The following is a 17,470-nucleotide window of genomic DNA, read 5'->3' as shown; positions in this document are numbered from 1 at the left end:
GCACAATGCTGAATTTTTCAACATCGCCGAAGGAGATGGTAGGCGGCATCTGGCGCAACAGAGGCCTGATCCGGGCGCTGGTGCAGCGGGAAATTGTCGGGCGCTATCGCGGATCCATCATGGGCATGCTGTGGTCGCTGTTCAATCCGATCGTCATGCTAGTGATCTATACATTCGTTTTCAGCGTCGTGTTCAAAGCCAGGTGGAGTGTAGACAGTAGCTCCAAAACCGAATTTGCCCTGATGCTGTTTGCCGGGTTGATTGTGTTCAACCTGTTTTCCGAGTGCATCAATAGAGCGCCAGGACTGATCGTCGGCAACGTCAACTATGTGAAGAAAGTAGTGTTTCCGCTGGAAATTCTCCCTTGGGTAACCTTGGGCGCTGCGATGTTCCACTTCCTTGTCAGCCTGAGCGTCTGGTTGGTTGCCTACCTGATTTTTTTCGGCAAGTTGCACCTGACAATTCTGCTGCTGCCGGTGTTTCTGGCGCCGCTGCTGATTTTTGTCATAGGCCTCGTCTGGTTCCTCGCCTCGATGGGCGTATATCTGCGAGACGTCAGTCAGATCATTGGGGTATGTACCTCGGTTCTGATGTTCCTATCGCCGATTTTCTACCCCATCACCGCGCTGCCGGAACAATACCGGCACTTGCTGTTTCTGAATCCTCTGACACCCGCGATCGAAGATACGCGAGCGTTGCTTTTCCGCGGTGAACTGCCCAGCTTCATTCACCTCGGTTTCTACTATATCGCTGCAGCTCTTGTCTTCTGGCTAGGATTTGCGTGGTTCCAAAAAACGCGTAAAGGATTTGCCGATGTCCTCTAATACAGCGATTGCCGTTAACGGTCTGAGCAAGTGTTTTCATATCTACGACAAACCGAGAGATCGGCTGCTGCAAATGTTCGCGCGCGACCGTCGGCAATACTTTCGAGAGTTCTGGGCGTTGCAGGATGTCTCCTTCACCATCAACAAGGGTGAGACGGTCGGTATTCTTGGGCGCAATGGCAGTGGTAAGTCGACGCTGCTGCAGATGATTTGCGGCACGCTCAATCAGACGCATGGTGACATCCTCACGCACGGCCGTGTGGCCGCCTTGCTAGAGTTGGGTTCTGGCTTCAACCCGGAATTCAGCGGACGTGAAAACGTTTACATGAACGCTGCGGTGCTCGGTCTTACGCGTGAAGAAACCGATGCGCGGTTTTCCGAAATCGAAGCGTTTGCCGAGATTGGCGAGTTTATCGATCAGCCAGTCAAGACCTATTCCAGCGGCATGATGGTTCGACTGGCATTTGCGGTAGCGATTAACGTTGACCCACAAATTCTGATTGTCGATGAGGCATTGTCTGTCGGCGACGAGTTGTTCCAGCGCAAGTGTTTTGCCCGCATCGAAGCGATCAAGGCCAGTGGCGCAACGATTCTGTTCGTATCGCACTCTGGCAGTGCGGTCATTGAACTGTGTACCCGCGCCATTCTTCTGGATAAAGGCGAGAAGCTTGCTGAAGGTGTGCCCAAGGTCATCGTCGGTCAGTATCAGAAGTTGCTGTACGCGCCGGCCGACAAGGTCAGTGTCATACGTGAAGAGATCAAGTCCGGCGCCCTGGAGCGACGTGAACTTGAGGCTGAGGCGAAACGCTCGGCGGTCGCCGTCGAGGCATCACAGGCCTCGGACAACGGGTTGGAGGAGTACTACGACCCGCATATCGTTTCCAAGAGCATGATGTCCTATGAATCGCACGGCGTTCTGATCAGCGATTCACGCATCCTCAATGCTGCCGGACAGCAGGTCAATTGCCTCAAGCGTGGCGACACCTATCGATATACATATCGAGTGGCATTTGCGACAGGTGCCGTAGCGGTTCGTTTCGGCATGATGATCAAGACATTGGCGGGCATCGAAATTGGTGGTGCTGCGAGTGCGGCTGGCGCCCAGGACTCTATTACGTATGTCGCCGCCGGCAGCGAAGTTCAGGCCGAGATTGCGTTCCAGTGTAACTTGAATCCGGGAACCTACTTCCTCAACTGTGGAGTAGTAGGCGTCGTGGGCGAGGGCGAAACATACCTTCACCGATTGACCGACGCATGCCTGTTTCGTGTTCTGCCGGAAACCGCGAGTACCGCCACCGGTACGGTCGATTTCAAATGTATTTCAGCTTTTACCATTTCAAGCGTTGAGCATAATTAATCTTATGGACCATAAACAAATAGTCGTCGTTCTGGGCATGCACCGAAGCGGTACGAGTGCCATTACGCGTGGTTTAAAAGTCCTTGGCGTCGACCTGGGCGATAACCTGTTGCCTGCAGAATCGGGCAATAACGAAAAAGGCTTCTTTGAAGACGCAACGATCACTGCGTACAACGAAGAGTTGCTGGCCGCTTTGGGCCACGCTTGGGATAGTCTGGTGCCGATCAGCCCTGAAGAGCTGAACTTGCCGATCACCCAAAGCCACAAGATTCGCGCCATCGAGCATCTGCGTGAGAAAGTCGCCCACATCAAGTGTTTCGGCGTAAAAGACCCGCGCATGGCGAGACTACTGCCGTTCTGGCAGGAAATCTTTGCCGAGCTGGGTCTGAAGGTCAGCTACGTGGTCGCCTTCCGTAATCCCAAGAATGTGGCTTACTCGTTGGTCAAGCGCAATGAGTTCGAAGTGGAGAAGGGCTACTTTCTCTGGCTCGAGCACATGCTGTTCAGCTTGAAGTACAGCCAGGGTGCTTCGCGGGTTTTTGTCAACTACGAGCTGATGCTTCAGGCACCTGAGCAGCAGTTGCGCCGTATTTCCGAGTCGCTGGATTTGCCGTTCGACCCGCAAGGGCCGGAGTTCCAGGAATATCAGAACAAGTTTCTCCAGCACTCGCTGCAACACAACAGCTTTACGCTGAATGAGCTCAGCAAGGATGCCAGCGTTCCTGCCGATGTTCTGAGCCTGAGCCTTGTGCTTTTGCAACTGTCGCGTGATGAGCGTGCAGATGATCAAGCCGTTGTCGATACAGTCAACGAACTCTATCAAGCAATGATCGAGCGCTTGCCGGCGTATCGCCTCATGCGTCATTTCGATGTAAGCAATACGGAACTGAATGCGCAACTGAGCCTGCAAGGCAAAAGTCTCGAAGCACTGGAAGCTGATCACAGCGCACTTGCCACTGATCTCGGAAAGCTTGAGACGAGCCACGCTGAGCTGAAGGCTGATTATTCAAAACTGAGCGATTATCGTCTCTGGCTTGAGACTCAACACGATTCTTCCAAATCGATGCTTTCCGAGTCTGAGGGATCGGTTCAGAGCCTTGAGGCTGACTTGCGTCGGTATGCGTCCGGGCGGTTTTTGCTCAAGTCACTGGTTTCGCATATTGCCGAGCGATTCGGCTTGCGGTATCGAGGTGATCATCCCGCCGAGAGCGAGCTGTTTGATGCCGAATATTATCTGAGTACCTACGAAGACGTTCGCGCCGCCGGTGTCAATCCGTTGCAGCACTATCTGGAGCAAGGTTGGCGCGAAGGTCGTGATCCTTCGGCAGGTTTTTCCACCAACGCGTACCTGGAACATTATTCGGATGTGCGACTGCGGCGTGTCAATCCGCTGATCCATTACTTGCGCCACGGATATTATGAGGGGCGGTCGATTTACGATGTCAAAGGTCGTAACTACCACCTTTCCCGTACGGTCAGCCGCCACCGCGTTGTCGTGCAGTTGTTGAATCTGGTTTCGCAACAGCCGGAGTTGCTGGGGCGCTTTGTCCGTGAAGCACGACGTGGTGGATTGCGTCATGCCTTGGCGATTGCTGCCCGCAAGCTCAAGCGCAGTCAGAAGCGACTTGCCCTGAGCCAGGTCTCCAAACAACTTGACGATGCTGCATTGACTGAGTACGAAGTACTGAAAGTCGTGCCTTACTATCTGGACCCTTATCTTCCCGAGGCTCCAAAAACTGCTTCCGCAATGGTTGCCGTTCACTTTCATTTGAGCAGTGAGCAAATGTCCGGAGACTGGCTGGGATACCTCAAGAATATCCCTGTCGAGTTCGATTTGTATGTTTCGCGGATTGGCAGTGACAATTCTAGGTTTGATGATAAACCGCTGCGCACTGCCGTGCCTCTGTTGCGCCAATTGGTTGTTGATGTCGTCCCTGAGCATGCTGGCGCTATTGCATCGCTGATTGCCCAGTTCGGTGATCGCCTCAAGGACTACGACGTTGTCGCGCACTTGCATGACGAAACCGGCAACGACGACGGTTCGGGTGTCAAAGAGCGTCTTGATCTCCTCTGCGGCTCGCCTGCCAATGTCGGCCAGATTCTGCAATTGCTCGGTGGCGACGCGAAAGTGGTTTATCCCGTCGACATCCGAGCTGAGTCTGCGGACTACCATCAGGCTGGCTGGAGTGATGCCGGAAACGTGATTGCCACGGTTCTGGAAAAGTGCACGGAAGTGGACGCCAAGAGTTTCCCTGGCGCGCAATTCCCACGTGCGGGTCTGTTCTGGGCGCGGGTCGGCACGATCATTGATCTGTTACAACTGCCGTTACAGTTTGAGCATTTCGTAAATGCCGACGACGCTGTTGCGCCGGACATGTTGAGCCGTACGCTGCAGCGCTTGGTGCTGGTCAATACAACAACCAGTGAAGGGCGTAATTATCAGCTGGAAGCGCCGCAGATTTCTCACGAGCCGCGCGACTACTACGAGCCGCAGGTTGATTACTCGGCCAGCATCAAACACGACACGGTCAAAGTACTGGCGTATTACCTGCCTCAGTTCCACCCAACGCCTGAAAATGACGAATGGCACGGAACCGGGTTTACCGAGTGGCACAAAGTTCGTTCGGCCAATCCGCTGTTCTTTGGGCATTATCAGCAACACGTTCCGCACGAGGACATCGGGTACTACCACCTCGATGGCCCGGCGCAGTTGCAGCAACAGGCTGAAATGATGCAAAAGTCCGGTGTTCATGGCCTGATTTTCTATCATTATTGGTTCACCGGCCGAATGATCCTTGAGAAGCCGGCACAGATGCTGGTGGCCAATCCCGAGATCAACATGCCGTTTGCCTTTTGCTGGGCGAATGAAAACTGGACTCGCCGTTGGGATGGCAACGAGCAGGAAATTCTGCTCGGTCAGGTTTACTCGAAAGAAGATGCGCGTGGCTTCATTCGCTATCTCATTCCGTTCTTCAAAGACGAGCGCTACATCAAAGTAGACGGGCGTCCGATGCTGCATGTGTATCGTCCGTCGTCGATCGAGCATATCGAAGAATACCTGGAAGTCTGGCGCGAAGAGTGTGAGAGCGCCGGCCTGAAGGCGCCTTACATGGTGGCGACATTGACGCGTGGTGCGACGCAGCCTCAAGACCACGGGATGGATGCTGCGGTTGAGCGGGTGCTGCACGACTGGACAGCTGACGCTGTACCAGATACTCGCAACCAGTTGCGTCCGTACTGGCCTCTGGAAGGTAACGTCATTAACTACGGTGAAGTTGCCGACCATTACATGGCACAAGATCTGGGCAAGGATTTCACCCTGTTCCGGTCTTTGGTTCCTACGTGGGATAACACCGCTCGTTACGGCAACAGAGCCTATGTGCTGAACAATTTCACTACGGAAAAATTCCAGAGGTGGATGGAGTTTTTGGTCGACTATTCCGAGCAAAACCTGGCGGAAGATCGTCGATATGTCGTCGTCAACGCATGGAATGAATGGGCCGAAGGCGCACACCTTGAACCGGATACGCGCTTCGGTTACGGCTACCTCAATTCCATCGGTCGCGCGTTGTCCGGTCAGCCGTTTGCAGCGATCAGCCATTGTGTTCCTGCCACCGATTTGAAGCTCAACGTGGCTTTGACACCCGAGGCCCAGGCTCGTCTGGACGCCGAGCCGGAATCGGCTCGCAAGTTCCTTGCTTGCCTGGCCAGTTCGAGCGTGCTGCACAACTGCTCCGTCACCGCCGACAATCCCCAGCTCCAGCAGGTATTGCAGGCGCAAGGCGTGAATACTCATGGCCACCAGCCCGCTGATGCCGAGTTCACGTTGGTGTTCAGTGACATCTGCCTGTTTCCTGCGACAGCCATCGAGTCGTTGCTGAAAATGGCGAAATGACACAAGGGCTATTCGGTGTCGGCCAGTGTGCGAAATGATCCGCTGTTCGTGCAGGGGGAGGGGACTGTCAATCTCAGCATCGATGCAAGTCAGGTGGCTTGCATGGAATTGCAACTGACGGCTCCGGCAGTCGGGTACAAAGTATGTTGTGAGGCCGCCTGTTTCCGTCTTCTGCCGGAGAGCGGCATCCAGGGCGCAGCGCTCGATACGGTATCGACTATCGTGCGTTACCACCGTCGTGGCGACCGCGCTTCGCTGATCAATGCGCTGCTGTCGTTGATTGCCCAGTCCGGTTGCCGAGTGCTGCCGGTGCTGGCTATTCAGGATATGGATGACGAAGAAATTGCGCTGCTGCAGGCGCAACTTGATCAACTGCCGTGGAGCGAGCATTGCGCGCCGCTGATTCGTCGTTACTTCTCTACAGAGCAAGCCCCGGATCTGCGTTCGCTGATGCTGAACGATGCACTGAAAGCTGTTGGCAGTGGTTATGCGGCATTTCTTGATTACGACGACATGTTGTTTCCGTGGGCTTACAGCTCACAGATCGAGCAACTCAAGTCCAGCGGCAAGAACGCAACCTTTGCGCGGGTTTACTCCACAATGGTGGATTCGGTGACCGGTTGTATTATCAAGCGCGACAAAATTTATGACTACGGTGAAACCTATCGCGATTTCATCGAGCATAACCATGCACCGCTGCACAGTTTCCTGCTGGATCTTGATCAGTGCGATCTGCAAGCCATCACTTACTTCGATGATATGAAGTACATGGAAGACTACTATCTGACGATGCAGTTGTTCACTCGCGACGGCACCGATTGGGCGTCGCTGCGCACGTGTGACTTTATCGGTGATTACATTCACCGAATTGGCTGCGACACGCATACGCTTGCACTGACTGACGAGCAACAGCGTCTCGACTTGCTCAGTAGTGAGTCTTATCGCATTTGCGAGGCCCGCATCAAGGCCTTGCGTGATCGTCTACTGCCCCACGTGTAGTGCAGGAGGCCCGCCAGTTCGCTGGCGGGCCTTGATCGTCTGATTGGAATAAGGTTAATCGAATGAGTAAGGATCTGGTTTTTCACACCACGGCCATCAGTGCCTCGGCGAGAGCTCAGGTGAAAGGGCAAAAACCGGCAGTGATCTGGCTTACGGGTTTGAGTGGGGCGGGCAAATCCACGATCGCCAACGCGTTGGAGCAAGCACTGGTTGCCAAGGCCAGGCACACCTTTTTGCTGGATGGCGACAACTTGCGCATGGGCTTGTGCAAGGACCTTGGTTTTACCGATGCTGATCGCGTTGAGAACATTCGCCGCGTCGCGGAAGTTTCGAAATTGCTCATTGATGCTGGACTGATCGTGATCACGGCATTTATTTCCCCTTTTCACCGTGATCGCGCGATGGCGCGCGATGTGATCGGAAATGACGCGTTTGTCGAAGTGTTTATCGACACCTCTTTGGAAGAGTGTGAGCGCCGCGACCCCAAGGGGCTCTACGGCAAGGCCAGAGCCGGACAGATAAAGAACTTCACCGGGATCGATTCCGCCTATGAGGCGCCCACGGATCCGCATATCCGGATCAACACCGTGACCGAGGACTTGTCCGAGTCCATCGCCAGAGTGCTGGATTACCTGGATAAAAGGTTCGGTCAATGAAAACCCTCGTCATCATTGGCGCTGGTTTCAGTGGCGCAGTCACGGCCACGCAGTTTTTACGGCGCAGCCCGGCCGATGTGCGAGTCGTGTTGATCAATCGCTCTGGAACCATGGCGCGAGGATTGGCTTACGGTACGAACAGTTCGCTGCACCTGCTCAATGTGCCGGCCGGCAATATGAGTGCGGATGTCGATGATCCGGAACATTTTCTACGCTACTGTCAGGCAAAAGACCCCGCTTATACGGCGTCGTCATTTGTTCCGCGCAAGATCTATGGGGAATACCTGACTTCAGTTCTGGACGATGCAGAGAGGCGTTGTGCAAGTGGAGTAACGCTGGAACGTATCGTGGCGGAGGTTCGCAGTCTGCAACCTCGAAAGACGGGCGCGGTTGTCGAACTGGCTAACGGGCAGTACATCGATGCAGATCAGGTGGTACTGGCCTTCGGTAATTTCTCACCGCTCGATCCTCCTGGATTCTCCTCGTCGATGAGGGGTGACCGTTATCAGTCTGATCCGTGGGCAGCGGGTGCAACGCAATCCAAAGACCCGAATCGGGCTGTGTTGCTAGTGGGCACCGGGCTCACGGCACTGGATGTGTCACTGGGTCTGCTGCAAAACGGACATAAAGGCCCTATCTATATGGTTTCCCGGCGAGGGCTTCGGCCCTTGCCTCATCGCCCGAAGCGAACGACTGATGAAGTCCCCGCCGATTTCGTCGAGCGACTTCTGCAAGCACCGCCTTCGGTACGTGGCTACTTGCAATTGATTCGACGTGAGATCAGCGCCAAGCGTAATGATGGGCTGGATTGGCGTGACTGGGTGGCGGCCCTGCGCCCGATAACTTCTGACCTGTGGCTTCGATTGCCGCTCACCGAGCGCCGACGCTTCTTGCGTCATCTCCAGCCGTATTGGGATGTTCACCGTCATCGGGTCGCGCCAGCGGCCTATCAGCGTTTTGAAGAAGCGTTGAGCGCCGGACAAGTCCGATTTCTTGCAGGCCGTATCAAAAGCGTTGAGACGGGTTTCGATCATTTGCGTATAGGAATTCAACGACGCAACGAACAAGCCTTCGAACAGCTAGACGTCGAGCAGGTTATTAATTGCACAGGCCCGACTACCAACTTGCATCGTGTCAAGGATCCCCTGATTCAACAGCTGTGCGCCGACGGTGTCATACAGGTTGATGTACTTGGCTTGGGTTTGTGTGTCAACGAGCAACTGGCAGTCAAAAATACTTCAGGTGTTTGTTCCTCATGGCTGTATTACGTAGGCCCAATGTTGAAAGCCGATTATTGGGAAGCAACCGCTGTTCCGGAATTGCGTCAGTATTCTAAAAAACTCGCGGTCGATCTGGTCGGGAATATTGGCGAGTGATGTCGTCGGAACCGCCCTTGGCGGGCGGTTCCGAACAGTCGTCCTTGAAGAACTTTTCAGATCGTCATTTGAGTTTCGCCATTAGGCTGGCTTGAATCGAAAAATAAATGCTGGGCAGAGGGTTTATGAGATTTCCAACTTTAAAGTGCCTGGCAAGGGCATTGCTGTTTTATTGTGCAGCGTTGATTTTTTCTTTGATGCTGGTTTTCGGCTTGGGCGCAGTTCATAAAGACACTATTGTTTTTTTTGCAGAAACCAATAAGCCTGAATTCATGCAGCTGTATTTTCCCGTCTTCAAGGATGATTCGATTTATCCATCCTATTCGGCTGAGAATAGTGAGCGGGTTGCATACGAGGGGAAACCGGGGCTCGGCATAGGCTTGACGTTGCCGGATGGCGCAATCAAGTCACTCAGGGTTGATCCTGCCGACAGTTTAGTCAATATGACGATAAAAAGTGTTCAGCTCAACTATCTTTTTTCCACTGTGACGTTAACGCCGACAGAGTTACTGGCGCGAATTATCCCGTTGCAAGGCGTCGACAAAGTTGAAGTTGTAGGCGACGTACTTGTGATAAGCGCCACGGCTCCAGATCCACAGTTTGAGCTATCAATATTTAAGCCTGGCCGAGAGGTCAATTATAAAAGGTTGCTGTTGCTTAGTTTTGCCAGTTCGTTGGTCTTTGCCGGACTGTTTTTTGCACTGGCAAAAGGTGTTGTTCAAGGTTTACTGAAGATAGCTCCGGGTTTCTTCGTGCCCGTCAGTGTCACGTTACTGATAAGCTGGATGTTTTATCCAGGGTTTATGACATTTGATACATTTCATGCGCTTGAAGGAGCTAGAAGTGGCGTAGTGGATTCGACCTGGCCTCCCGTTGTAAGTTATGTCTGGCGTGTTGTTGATATTGTTTCGCGTGGCCCTGTAGCAATGTTGTTTTCACAATTGCTGCTTTTACTGGGGGCGGTTTACTATGTGATGTACTATTTTCTGAGAAGGCATACGCTTTCGACGGCATTCTTCCTGCTTTATCTGATTGTTCCAGTTGTGATTGGTACCATTGCTGCGATATGGAAAGATGTGCTGATGGCTTCTTTCTTTGTGGCGGCTTTTGCAGTCATGCTTGCAATGAAAGAGCCCAGGTCGCGTCCAAGTTTATTTTTTCTATTTGGGGTCTCTATATTTCTTGTGTTTTTAGCTGTCTGTACTCGGCATAATGCAATCACCGCTGCTGTGCCTTTGCTGTTCTACTCAGTATGGATTTTCAGCAAACGTTCTCCCTCAGGACCAAGCTCTTTGGCCTTCGTGATTGTATCGGGCCTGATATTGAGTGGAGCGGTTTATACTGTAAAAATACAATTTGACAGGTATTCGGTACCCGAGTTTCGAGAAATAAAGGGTGCGACCAAACTCATTCGTATTACTAGGGTGATGGACATTGCAGGCGCAAGTATATGTGCTGAGAAGAACTTGTTTGAAAGTATTGCGCCGGCGCTTGCGTTGTCTGAGATCAAGGCTGGCTATGACCCAAGGCATTCCAATTTATCACCAGGTCTATTCTCAAAATTACCCTTCGATGAAAGTGTTGATACCCTCTGGTTTTCCGTAGTCAAGGAGTATCCGGTCTGTATTGGCTATAATAAGTTAATGCTTGCAAAGTTTCTCGTGGGGGGAAACTCAGGGGAGCCATTCCTCGTAGTGACGCCGCAGGTTGATTCCAATAAATACGGTTATAGTCTCCCGAGTTCGAGTGTGCGTGAAGAAGTTGTGCAGTATGTGCTGACGGCCTCGAAGCTTTTCATATTTAAACCCTGGTGCCTGTATTTGATTTCGATCCTGCTGTTCATGTTGTTAGTAGCCTTGAAAAAAGTCAGCGTAGAAATTGTAGTAGTGTATTTGTCCGCAGGCTTCTATTTTGCAGGTCTTGCTCTATTTGGAAATGCGGCTGACGCTCGTTTACTGTTTTATACAAACACGATGAGTGTACTCGGTATCGTATTGATTACCGCTCAATTAGCAGGATTTCACTTGAGGAAGACGGCGCTGGCAAGTACGGGAAGTTGACCTCGCAGGCGAGCGTGGCAATCAGGGGACGCTCGCCTTCGGGTACTCTGAAGATCTAGTTGGATAGCACTTTGCAAGTCAAAGGCTTGTGCTGATTTGGCCATGTTACATTTCTGAGTAACAAGCAAATAAGCATGAGGCTGATGATATCGCCAACGAGCAGAACCCTGTATCCAGACTCATAAGCTGTTGGTGAGAGACCTACGACAGCAGTTACGCCGGTATGCAATAGAAGTAGAAGTGTTCCTATATAAAAACTGCTGTTTGTGGCCAAGCTTTTTTTCATCAGGTAAGTAGCACTGATCAATGAACTGATCGAAAGTGCGTACGAAAAGAAATAAGTCAGACCAAATCCGGAGTTCAAGTTTCTTATTGAATAGTAATCATCGTTGCCGGTTGTGAATAAAAAGGAAAGGATGCTGCCTTGGAAAATTCCGCCAATGGTCAATATCAGCGCAGTGCGTTTTAATTCGAAAGTCTTTCCCATGGTTAACAAAACAAGTAGCAGTGCGATGATCTTCGGGTACAGGTTCATCGGGTCAATGTAGTGGGCGTTGAATATATCGAATCCATTCAAAGCCTTTCTGATAAAAGAATATTCGGTGAATTCCGGCATGTACACTGCTTCCGTTGTCAAGCGTAAATAGTTACCTGGGGCAGTGATTAGAAGTGCAAAGCCCGCAATAACGATCAAGGCCAAGAGAGCTCTGAAGGTTGCCTGGTTTCTCCGATCCCAAATGAGCGACGTTGCAAACACTGCAATCATCGAAATTCCGACTTGTTCAGATTGCGATGCAATGAACGCCAATGGGATCGCGAGTATTTTCTCAGGTGTCGAAAAAGATGATGGTTTTACGAATAATGCGGATGCAAAAAGCCCGCAAGCAACTGGTAGTAAATAATTATAAAAACCGGTTACGTAAAAGACCGTCGTGTCTAGAATGGGGTGGCTGATTATTAAAACACCGAACATGCACAACGGTATCCCATAGGCGAAGTCGATCTTGTCCGAAAAAAACGATTTCCATATGGAGTAGGCGCTAAGGAGTAGAAAAGAAGGAATCGCCAGCTTCCAGAATGCTGGGGTGGCAATGGTTTCGTACATGATGCCTTCAATTGCTATTCGGCCTGTCCAAGTGTAGTAGCGCTCCAGCAAATAGCTGAGCGAAGATGCTCCAGATGTTGCGGCTGTCAGGAACTTGGAGTCGTCGGAGAAGGTGTTGATGCTCAGTGTGAGGTAAAAACTCACGTAGAGTGCTACTAGAAACAAACCAAACAGAATTGTTTTGTTGTTCGATGGATCATTTTCCGGTGCAGACATTTGCGCCTCCGTAATGCATTACGCCTTTAGAGTCTTCGACATATAGTTCCAGTGACTTTCCATAATACGCCTGAAGGTTGCGGCGAATGCCTGTGGCGTGAAAGCCATGCAAGTGGAAGTCGCTCTTTATTTTGAGGAAGTCACTGACATCTTTTCTGTAGATGCGACGCGTGAGCAGCTTTATTGCTCCACCATCTCCGCGGGCGTACAGATGGATTTTGATTGTGTTATCGGGAAGGTCGAGGAGCGCCCATCCGCTGGCGGAAATCCAGAATGCACCTATTTCGCAGGTGTCGAAGTTTGCTTTGAGTTCGGGTATGTAGTTTTCTTGAAGGGGTAGTTTTGTAGTTTTCGTAGTGTTGTTGGCGGAGAATAATATGACGCCTGCAAGTACAGAGGAAATCAAGGCGAGGCCATAAGCTAGCCCCCACCGATTGATCGGCTTATTGATTTTGAGTGAAAGATACTTTGGCACTTCGGATCCTCGTCAATATGGCCGGCATATTATTTGTTGAAAACAAATTTTTTATTTAATAAATAAAACGCAATCGTGTAAGAAATCATCGCAAATATTTGTGCAATTTCTGCATCGATGCCCAACCACCGATAGCCCGCCAGAAGTACCAATTGGTTGATTGCGAACGAGATGCTGAACGCAATAATGAATTTCGGGATCGTACTTCGATCAGTGGTCGATTGATTGAACACAAATGTTTTATTGAGTACGAATGCTGCGATCAGGGCTATCACGTAGCCAATGGCGTTGGCATAGGACGGATTCATGTCAAAGAACGTGACCAGCAGCAGGAAGACGCCGTAGCCGATAGCCGTGTTGGCGACGCCTGCAAATATGTATTTAAGCGCTTGCATTGTCAGCGAGTCTTCCTAGTCGGACGGTAGTTCTTCGAACAGTTGAGTGAAGATTTTCTGTCCTTTGCTTTTCTCTGCTAGCGCTTGTAATGATTTCCAATAGGTGAGGGTGCTGTCCAATTGATCTGTGTTTCTCGGGCCAATGACGATTCCCGACAGGGCGGGGTTCACAAATGAGGCGGCGAGGGCGAGTTCGTTGAGGGTTGTCGGCCTGGGTTCGAATTCGTGCGGTGCGTTGATGAAGTCGACAAGCTTTTCTGTAAACGCTTGGGGAATGTTGATGTTGCGCAATTCCATCGAGCTGTTTGTTTTGGACACTTCAGTTTTCAGGCCGCCCAGATTAATGCCATAGGCCAGGTATTTTGCATCAGGAAACCACGCTTCGTAGGAAGAGCGAGCGGCATGGGTCTTGAAGTTTTCCTTGACCTGGATAATCCATTTTTGCGACAGCGACGGATTGGCCTTGTAATACGCCTCTGGATGCCTGATGCCGGAAAGCCCGATAGCAAGACCCTGCTGTTCAAGCTTGTACATGGCCTCGACTGTCTGTGCGACTGTTGCGCCGTGCACATCATCATCCGAGCGGTTGTCCCAGTGGATTGAGACGCACGAAAGTGCCGAGCCAAACTGCCCCATCAGAATATCGGATGCACGAGCAATGTCATCGGGCGCCAGATGGACGTCTGGCGACCCCATATTGTCTCTCGAGCCGATTTTTACCGTCAGTGCGAGGTTTGAGTCAGCGTTGTGCTCTGCCCAGTCAGCGAGCCAGCGAACAGCCAGACCGAAGTCCTCCGAGCGCTTGTTGATAGGGTAGTTCGTTGCGGTGTCGACCATTGTGCCGCCACTGAGCAAAAACTGCTCAAGCAAATGGTAAGCCTGATCGCGTTCTATCCCCCAGCCCCATAGCGCGGTGCCGAGTACCAACTGCTTTTCGCTTGGCGTGAGTATTGGCATGTTCAGGCTTCACGTTGTGAGTTTTTGAGGCGTTGGCGTAGAGAAGCCATGGCCTTGAGATACTCGATGGTCAGTTTGAGAACCTTCACTTTCGAGTTCGGATCGTCGGTCCAGGTGACTGGCAGATCCATCACACGGTATTTCAAGTGTTCGCCGGTGATCAGCACTTCGGTTGCAAAGAACCATCCGTCGCTATTGGCGCCTGTGTGCATCAGCGGCGCCAGGACCTTTCGCTGAAGAAACTTGAATCCGCACATGCCATCGCTGAAGGAGGTGCGGAAAATGAGTTTGACGATGAGGTTGAAGCCGAAACTTGTGACGTTTCTGAGGGGCTTTCTGCCAATGACTTTAGCGCCCTTCGCAAGCCGCGATCCGGTCACGATATCGGCCTTGTTTGCTTTCAGTGCCTCCAGTGCCGGGCGCAGGTGGCTCAGGTCGGTAGCTAGGTCCAGGTCCATGTAGCCGACGATTTCGGCGCTCGATTGCGACCAGGATGCTTTAAGTGCCCGGCCAACGCCACGCTGCTCAAGGCGAAGGTAACGAACATCCGGGAGGGTTTTTTCCAGTTCCAGGGCAATCTCTTGGGTACGATCGGTGGAACCGTTGTCCGCCAAGACGATACGAACAGTACCAATGTCGCTCAAGTTACTTTGAATATAGTTGTGTGTTTTGAGGACTTGTTCCGCCAGCGTCGACTCTTCGTTCAAAATGGGGATGGTGATTTCAATCAACGAATTCATGGTAGTTGCTCAGAAGAAGAGGAGGGCGTGCAGGAGAGGTTTTCAGTATCGAGCTTTTCCAGCACGTCATAAATATTGTCGATCTTTCCGCCCAGGATGGAGTAACAACCTGGAAGCGTTTCGTGTTTCTCGAACAAAATGGGTCGACCATCGTCGCCCTCGTTTTTGGTGAGGATTGTTTTGACTTCGAAAAGCGAATCGACGTATTTGGAGTCCATGACTGAAGGCAGGTAGCGACCAATGTCGCGGATCATTCGATCTACGCGAGTGTCCCTTTTATAGTTGTCCAGTTTTTGATAAGGGTTGGAGCCAGGTTCGTCGGACCAGTGCATATGCGGGGTGTAGCGAACATGCGATACGGTATGCAAGCCGCGCGCTGGGAAGGGCATGACTGAGAAGAAGGGGCCATCCATCACGGTAATACCCAGATCGCAAAGTGCGGGTGGCATCTGCATCAGCGCCATTTCAGTGATTTCTTGCTTGAGTGCAGTGCGCGTGCCGGGAAAGTCGCCGCCAAACTGATTCAGGCCACTGTAGGTGCAGTTGAACACGTATCGAGCACTGAGTTGTTCCGGTTCTTTGCCGTCGCCAGTGAGTGTTACATTCAGCGACTGATTCGGGTTGTTGCTGATGGCCACCGCCTGGGTGTTCAGACGGATATTGACGCCGCTTTCCAGCAGTTCACGCAACGCCCACTTGGCCAGTTGAGTTGAATCGAACGCATACTCTTCAACCAGATAAACCTCTTCGATCAGGCGAGGTTCAAACAAGGCTCGAAGCGCTGGGCTGGCGAGTTCTATTTTTGCGCCGATTTCTCGATAAAAGCGCTCGAACTGATTCGCCGTGACTTTCGAGTTACGTCGGGCGATGGCGTACAGTTTGGTGAAATCCTGTTTCACCGCATCGGGCCAGTCTTGAACGAATTTCGGCAGGTTGATGCGACTGCGATAAGCGGTGGTGAAGCTGCGCGGATAGTGATAGCCGTTGTGAACACGTGCCTGGTTATTATAGGAGGCACGGCTCAGCAATGACGACTCACGCTCTATAAGAGTGACTCGCTTCATGCCGCGTTGCTTCGCCAGGTAGACTGCGATCGCCGCGCCGTAAAACCCTCCTCCGATAATCACCGCGTCCTGCATGTTGGTCGTCGGCATCACACAACTCGGCCAGAAGTAGGCAACGGTGCTTCAGGCGACGCTACTTCCTCGATGTTCAGTTTTTCTCGACGGGTAATCCGTGCACTGGTGAATTCCTGGGCAATATGGTAGAGCGGTCCTTCATTGGAAAGACTGGTCATGTGCAGGATGTACTCACCCAATACCAACAGCACCAGCGAAATCAGGAAGAACATCCCGGACTGTTGTAAGGAAAGACTGATCCAGCCGGGCGCAATATCCGCTTTCAGGAAACCGCTGGCGACCACATAAAAACAATAGATGAGATTCGCTACAGCCCCGAAGAGTGAAAGTGAAGTAACCAGGCGCATCGGAGCACGCGTAGTCGACACCAATAACAACATGCCGCGATCAATACTTTCGCGCAGTCGTTTTCTTTGCGTGACGCGAGGGCTGGAACTGTAGTTCAGATTGGCGCGGGCAAAGCCGCCTGTAGCAGGCAGGTGGCGGTAAGTAACCGACGGCTGCGGATGTTGAAGAATAAAATTGATCACCCGTTTGCTGAGCACCCGGTACTGAGGCGCATCGGTGGCGAGATGAATGCCGTTGAACGATTTGTAGACTTTGTTGAAAACGGAGTAAGCGACCTCATAAGCGAAGCTTTGAGGGGGGTTCTGTTTGTTTTTAGCAAAAACCACGTCTGCACCGCTGACCGCTTTGTCGAGCATTTCAGGTAGAAAAGCGATGTCATCAACGAGTGGGTCGATCACCGCGACGAAATCACCCAAGGCATTCTCCAGACCTGCCCACGATGCGGTGTCGGCATCGACTTCTTTAGTCAAGGCATAAACTTGCAAGTTTGGCAGGCCATTTTCAGCAGTCAGGCTTTTTAATATGGATATGCTGTCATCGTCAGACGCATTGTCGACAACAATGAGTTCATAGTCACTTACCAGTGTCGACATCCGTTCGACTGCGTCTGCCAGGATACTTCCAAGATGGTTTGATTGGTTGCGAACGACGAAAACAACCGAAAGAAATACCGGAAAAAATACCATTTAGAGTTCCTCGAGACGTCAGCCGCAGGCTGTCGCCCATAATTTCAAAAAAAAGCGCGTAATCTTAATCTGCACGGTAGGTGGCGTCACCCTTTTCGTGGCTGGCATTTCGCAGGAAAATCTATAAGAAAGCCCGCTGGCTGCGTCTTGCATCGAACCGTTGCCGTTCGTTCAGCGAACAATTCGTCGTGTATCCTTAGCTATTTTTACCGGCTGGGTCCGCTTTATACGCATCAATTGGC

The 17,470-nt window shown here is 51.7% G+C and carries 14 protein-coding genes; 7 read left to right on the top strand and 7 right to left on the bottom strand.

What is annotated here, in order from left to right:
* The first annotated feature begins 5 nt into the window (after positions 1-5).
* The 7 genes from AB4O01_RS11655 to AB4O01_RS11625 all read left to right on the top strand — a co-directional run bounded on the left by AB4O01_RS11655 (position 6) and on the right by AB4O01_RS11625 (position 11,167).
* Positions 6-824 (top strand): ABC transporter permease, encoded by an 819-nt coding sequence (locus tag AB4O01_RS11655; protein WP_008079795.1) that lies wholly within the window; start codon positions 6-8, stop codon positions 822-824.
* Entirely contained in the window at positions 814-2,181 is a 1,368-nt protein-coding gene (locus AB4O01_RS11650; RefSeq protein ID WP_093435273.1) for an ABC transporter ATP-binding protein, read from the top strand. Before AB4O01_RS11655 ends, AB4O01_RS11650 begins: the two co-directional genes overlap by 11 nt.
* Before the next feature lie 4 nt (positions 2,182-2,185).
* Entirely contained in the window at positions 2,186-6,076 is a 3,891-nt protein-coding gene (locus AB4O01_RS11645; RefSeq protein ID WP_460091839.1) for a glycoside hydrolase family 99-like domain-containing protein, read from the top strand.
* Positions 6,077-6,178: 102 nt separating this feature from the next.
* Positions 6,179-7,075: a hypothetical protein gene (locus AB4O01_RS11640; RefSeq protein WP_460091837.1), complete on the top strand. Its 897-nt coding sequence runs from the start codon at positions 6,179-6,181 to the stop codon at positions 7,073-7,075.
* 62 nt (positions 7,076-7,137) lie between these two features.
* Positions 7,138-7,731, top strand: a complete 594-nt coding sequence (cysC, locus tag AB4O01_RS11635) for an adenylyl-sulfate kinase (RefSeq protein ID WP_093435268.1) — start codon at positions 7,138-7,140, stop codon at positions 7,729-7,731.
* Entirely contained in the window at positions 7,728-9,107 is a 1,380-nt protein-coding gene (locus tag AB4O01_RS11630; protein WP_460091835.1) for an FAD/NAD(P)-binding protein, read from the top strand. The genes cysC and AB4O01_RS11630 overlap by 4 nt, the downstream gene beginning before the upstream one ends.
* 125 nt (positions 9,108-9,232) lie before the next feature.
* Complete coding sequence (locus AB4O01_RS11625; RefSeq protein ID WP_460091832.1) at positions 9,233-11,167, top strand: hypothetical protein; 1,935 nt, start codon at positions 9,233-9,235, stop codon at positions 11,165-11,167.
* A gap of 55 nt (positions 11,168-11,222) precedes the next feature.
* Here the strand turns inward: AB4O01_RS11625 and AB4O01_RS11620 are convergent, their stop codons facing one another.
* The 7 genes from AB4O01_RS11620 to AB4O01_RS11590 are packed head-to-tail and all read right to left on the bottom strand — an operon-like array spanning position 11,223 to position 17,228.
* Positions 11,223-12,488 (bottom strand): hypothetical protein, encoded by a 1,266-nt coding sequence (locus AB4O01_RS11620; RefSeq protein ID WP_460091829.1) that lies wholly within the window; start codon positions 12,486-12,488, stop codon positions 11,223-11,225.
* A complete protein-coding gene (locus AB4O01_RS11615; protein WP_460091827.1) occupies positions 12,469-12,963 on the bottom strand; it encodes a hypothetical protein in 495 nt (164 codons plus the stop codon). The genes AB4O01_RS11620 and AB4O01_RS11615 overlap by 20 nt, the downstream gene beginning before the upstream one ends.
* A gap of 29 nt (positions 12,964-12,992) precedes the next feature.
* The gene (locus AB4O01_RS11610) at positions 12,993-13,358 is read right to left on the bottom strand and encodes a GtrA family protein (RefSeq protein ID WP_460091825.1); all 366 of its coding nucleotides are present in this window, start codon (positions 13,356-13,358) and stop codon (positions 12,993-12,995) included.
* A gap of 15 nt (positions 13,359-13,373) precedes the next feature.
* Complete coding sequence (locus tag AB4O01_RS11605) at positions 13,374-14,315, bottom strand: aldo/keto reductase (protein WP_257355761.1); 942 nt, start codon at positions 14,313-14,315, stop codon at positions 13,374-13,376.
* A 2-nt stretch (positions 14,316-14,317) separates the two neighbouring features.
* A complete protein-coding gene (locus tag AB4O01_RS11600) occupies positions 14,318-15,055 on the bottom strand; it encodes a glycosyltransferase (RefSeq protein WP_093435252.1) in 738 nt (245 codons plus the stop codon).
* Positions 15,052-16,209: an NAD(P)/FAD-dependent oxidoreductase gene (locus AB4O01_RS11595; protein WP_460091821.1), complete on the bottom strand. Its 1,158-nt coding sequence runs from the start codon at positions 16,207-16,209 to the stop codon at positions 15,052-15,054. Before AB4O01_RS11595 ends, AB4O01_RS11600 begins: the two co-directional genes overlap by 4 nt.
* The gene (locus AB4O01_RS11590) at positions 16,209-17,228 is read right to left on the bottom strand and encodes a glycosyltransferase (RefSeq protein WP_460091819.1); all 1,020 of its coding nucleotides are present in this window, start codon (positions 17,226-17,228) and stop codon (positions 16,209-16,211) included. Before AB4O01_RS11590 ends, AB4O01_RS11595 begins: the two co-directional genes overlap by 1 nt.
* Positions 17,229-17,470 lie beyond the last annotated feature (242 nt).

It is taken from the genome of Pseudomonas sp. S2_E02 (genome assembly GCF_054668355.1).
Note: the sequence above shows the minus strand (reverse complement) of the source record. Positions and strands in the feature narration are given on the sequence as shown.

What these genes read in the sequence shown, in the direction of transcription:
- AB4O01_RS11640 (WP_460091837.1), top strand. Translation starts at nt 6,179, where the DNA reads ATGGAATTGCAACTGACGGCTCCGGCAGTCGGGTACAAAGTATGTTGT.
- AB4O01_RS11600 (WP_093435252.1), bottom strand. Translation starts at nt 15,055, where the DNA reads ATGAATTCGTTGATTGAAATCACCATCCCCATTTTGAACGAAGAGTCG.
- AB4O01_RS11650 (WP_093435273.1), top strand. Translation starts at nt 814, where the DNA reads ATGTCCTCTAATACAGCGATTGCCGTTAACGGTCTGAGCAAGTGTTTT.
- AB4O01_RS11610 (WP_460091825.1), bottom strand. Translation starts at nt 13,358, where the DNA reads ATGCAAGCGCTTAAATACATATTTGCAGGCGTCGCCAACACGGCTATC.
- AB4O01_RS11655 (WP_008079795.1), top strand. Translation starts at nt 6, where the DNA reads ATGCTGAATTTTTCAACATCGCCGAAGGAGATGGTAGGCGGCATCTGG.
- AB4O01_RS11625 (WP_460091832.1), top strand. Translation starts at nt 9,233, where the DNA reads ATGAGATTTCCAACTTTAAAGTGCCTGGCAAGGGCATTGCTGTTTTAT.
- AB4O01_RS11620 (WP_460091829.1), bottom strand. Translation starts at nt 12,488, where the DNA reads ATGTCTGCACCGGAAAATGATCCATCGAACAACAAAACAATTCTGTTT.
- AB4O01_RS11605 (WP_257355761.1), bottom strand. Translation starts at nt 14,315, where the DNA reads ATGCCAATACTCACGCCAAGCGAAAAGCAGTTGGTACTCGGCACCGCG.
- AB4O01_RS11595 (WP_460091821.1), bottom strand. Translation starts at nt 16,209, where the DNA reads ATGCCGACGACCAACATGCAGGACGCGGTGATTATCGGAGGAGGGTTT.
- AB4O01_RS11645 (WP_460091839.1), top strand. Translation starts at nt 2,186, where the DNA reads ATGGACCATAAACAAATAGTCGTCGTTCTGGGCATGCACCGAAGCGGT.
- AB4O01_RS11630 (WP_460091835.1), top strand. Translation starts at nt 7,728, where the DNA reads ATGAAAACCCTCGTCATCATTGGCGCTGGTTTCAGTGGCGCAGTCACG.
- AB4O01_RS11590 (WP_460091819.1), bottom strand. Translation starts at nt 17,228, where the DNA reads ATGGTATTTTTTCCGGTATTTCTTTCGGTTGTTTTCGTCGTTCGCAAC.
- cysC (WP_093435268.1), top strand. Translation starts at nt 7,138, where the DNA reads ATGAGTAAGGATCTGGTTTTTCACACCACGGCCATCAGTGCCTCGGCG.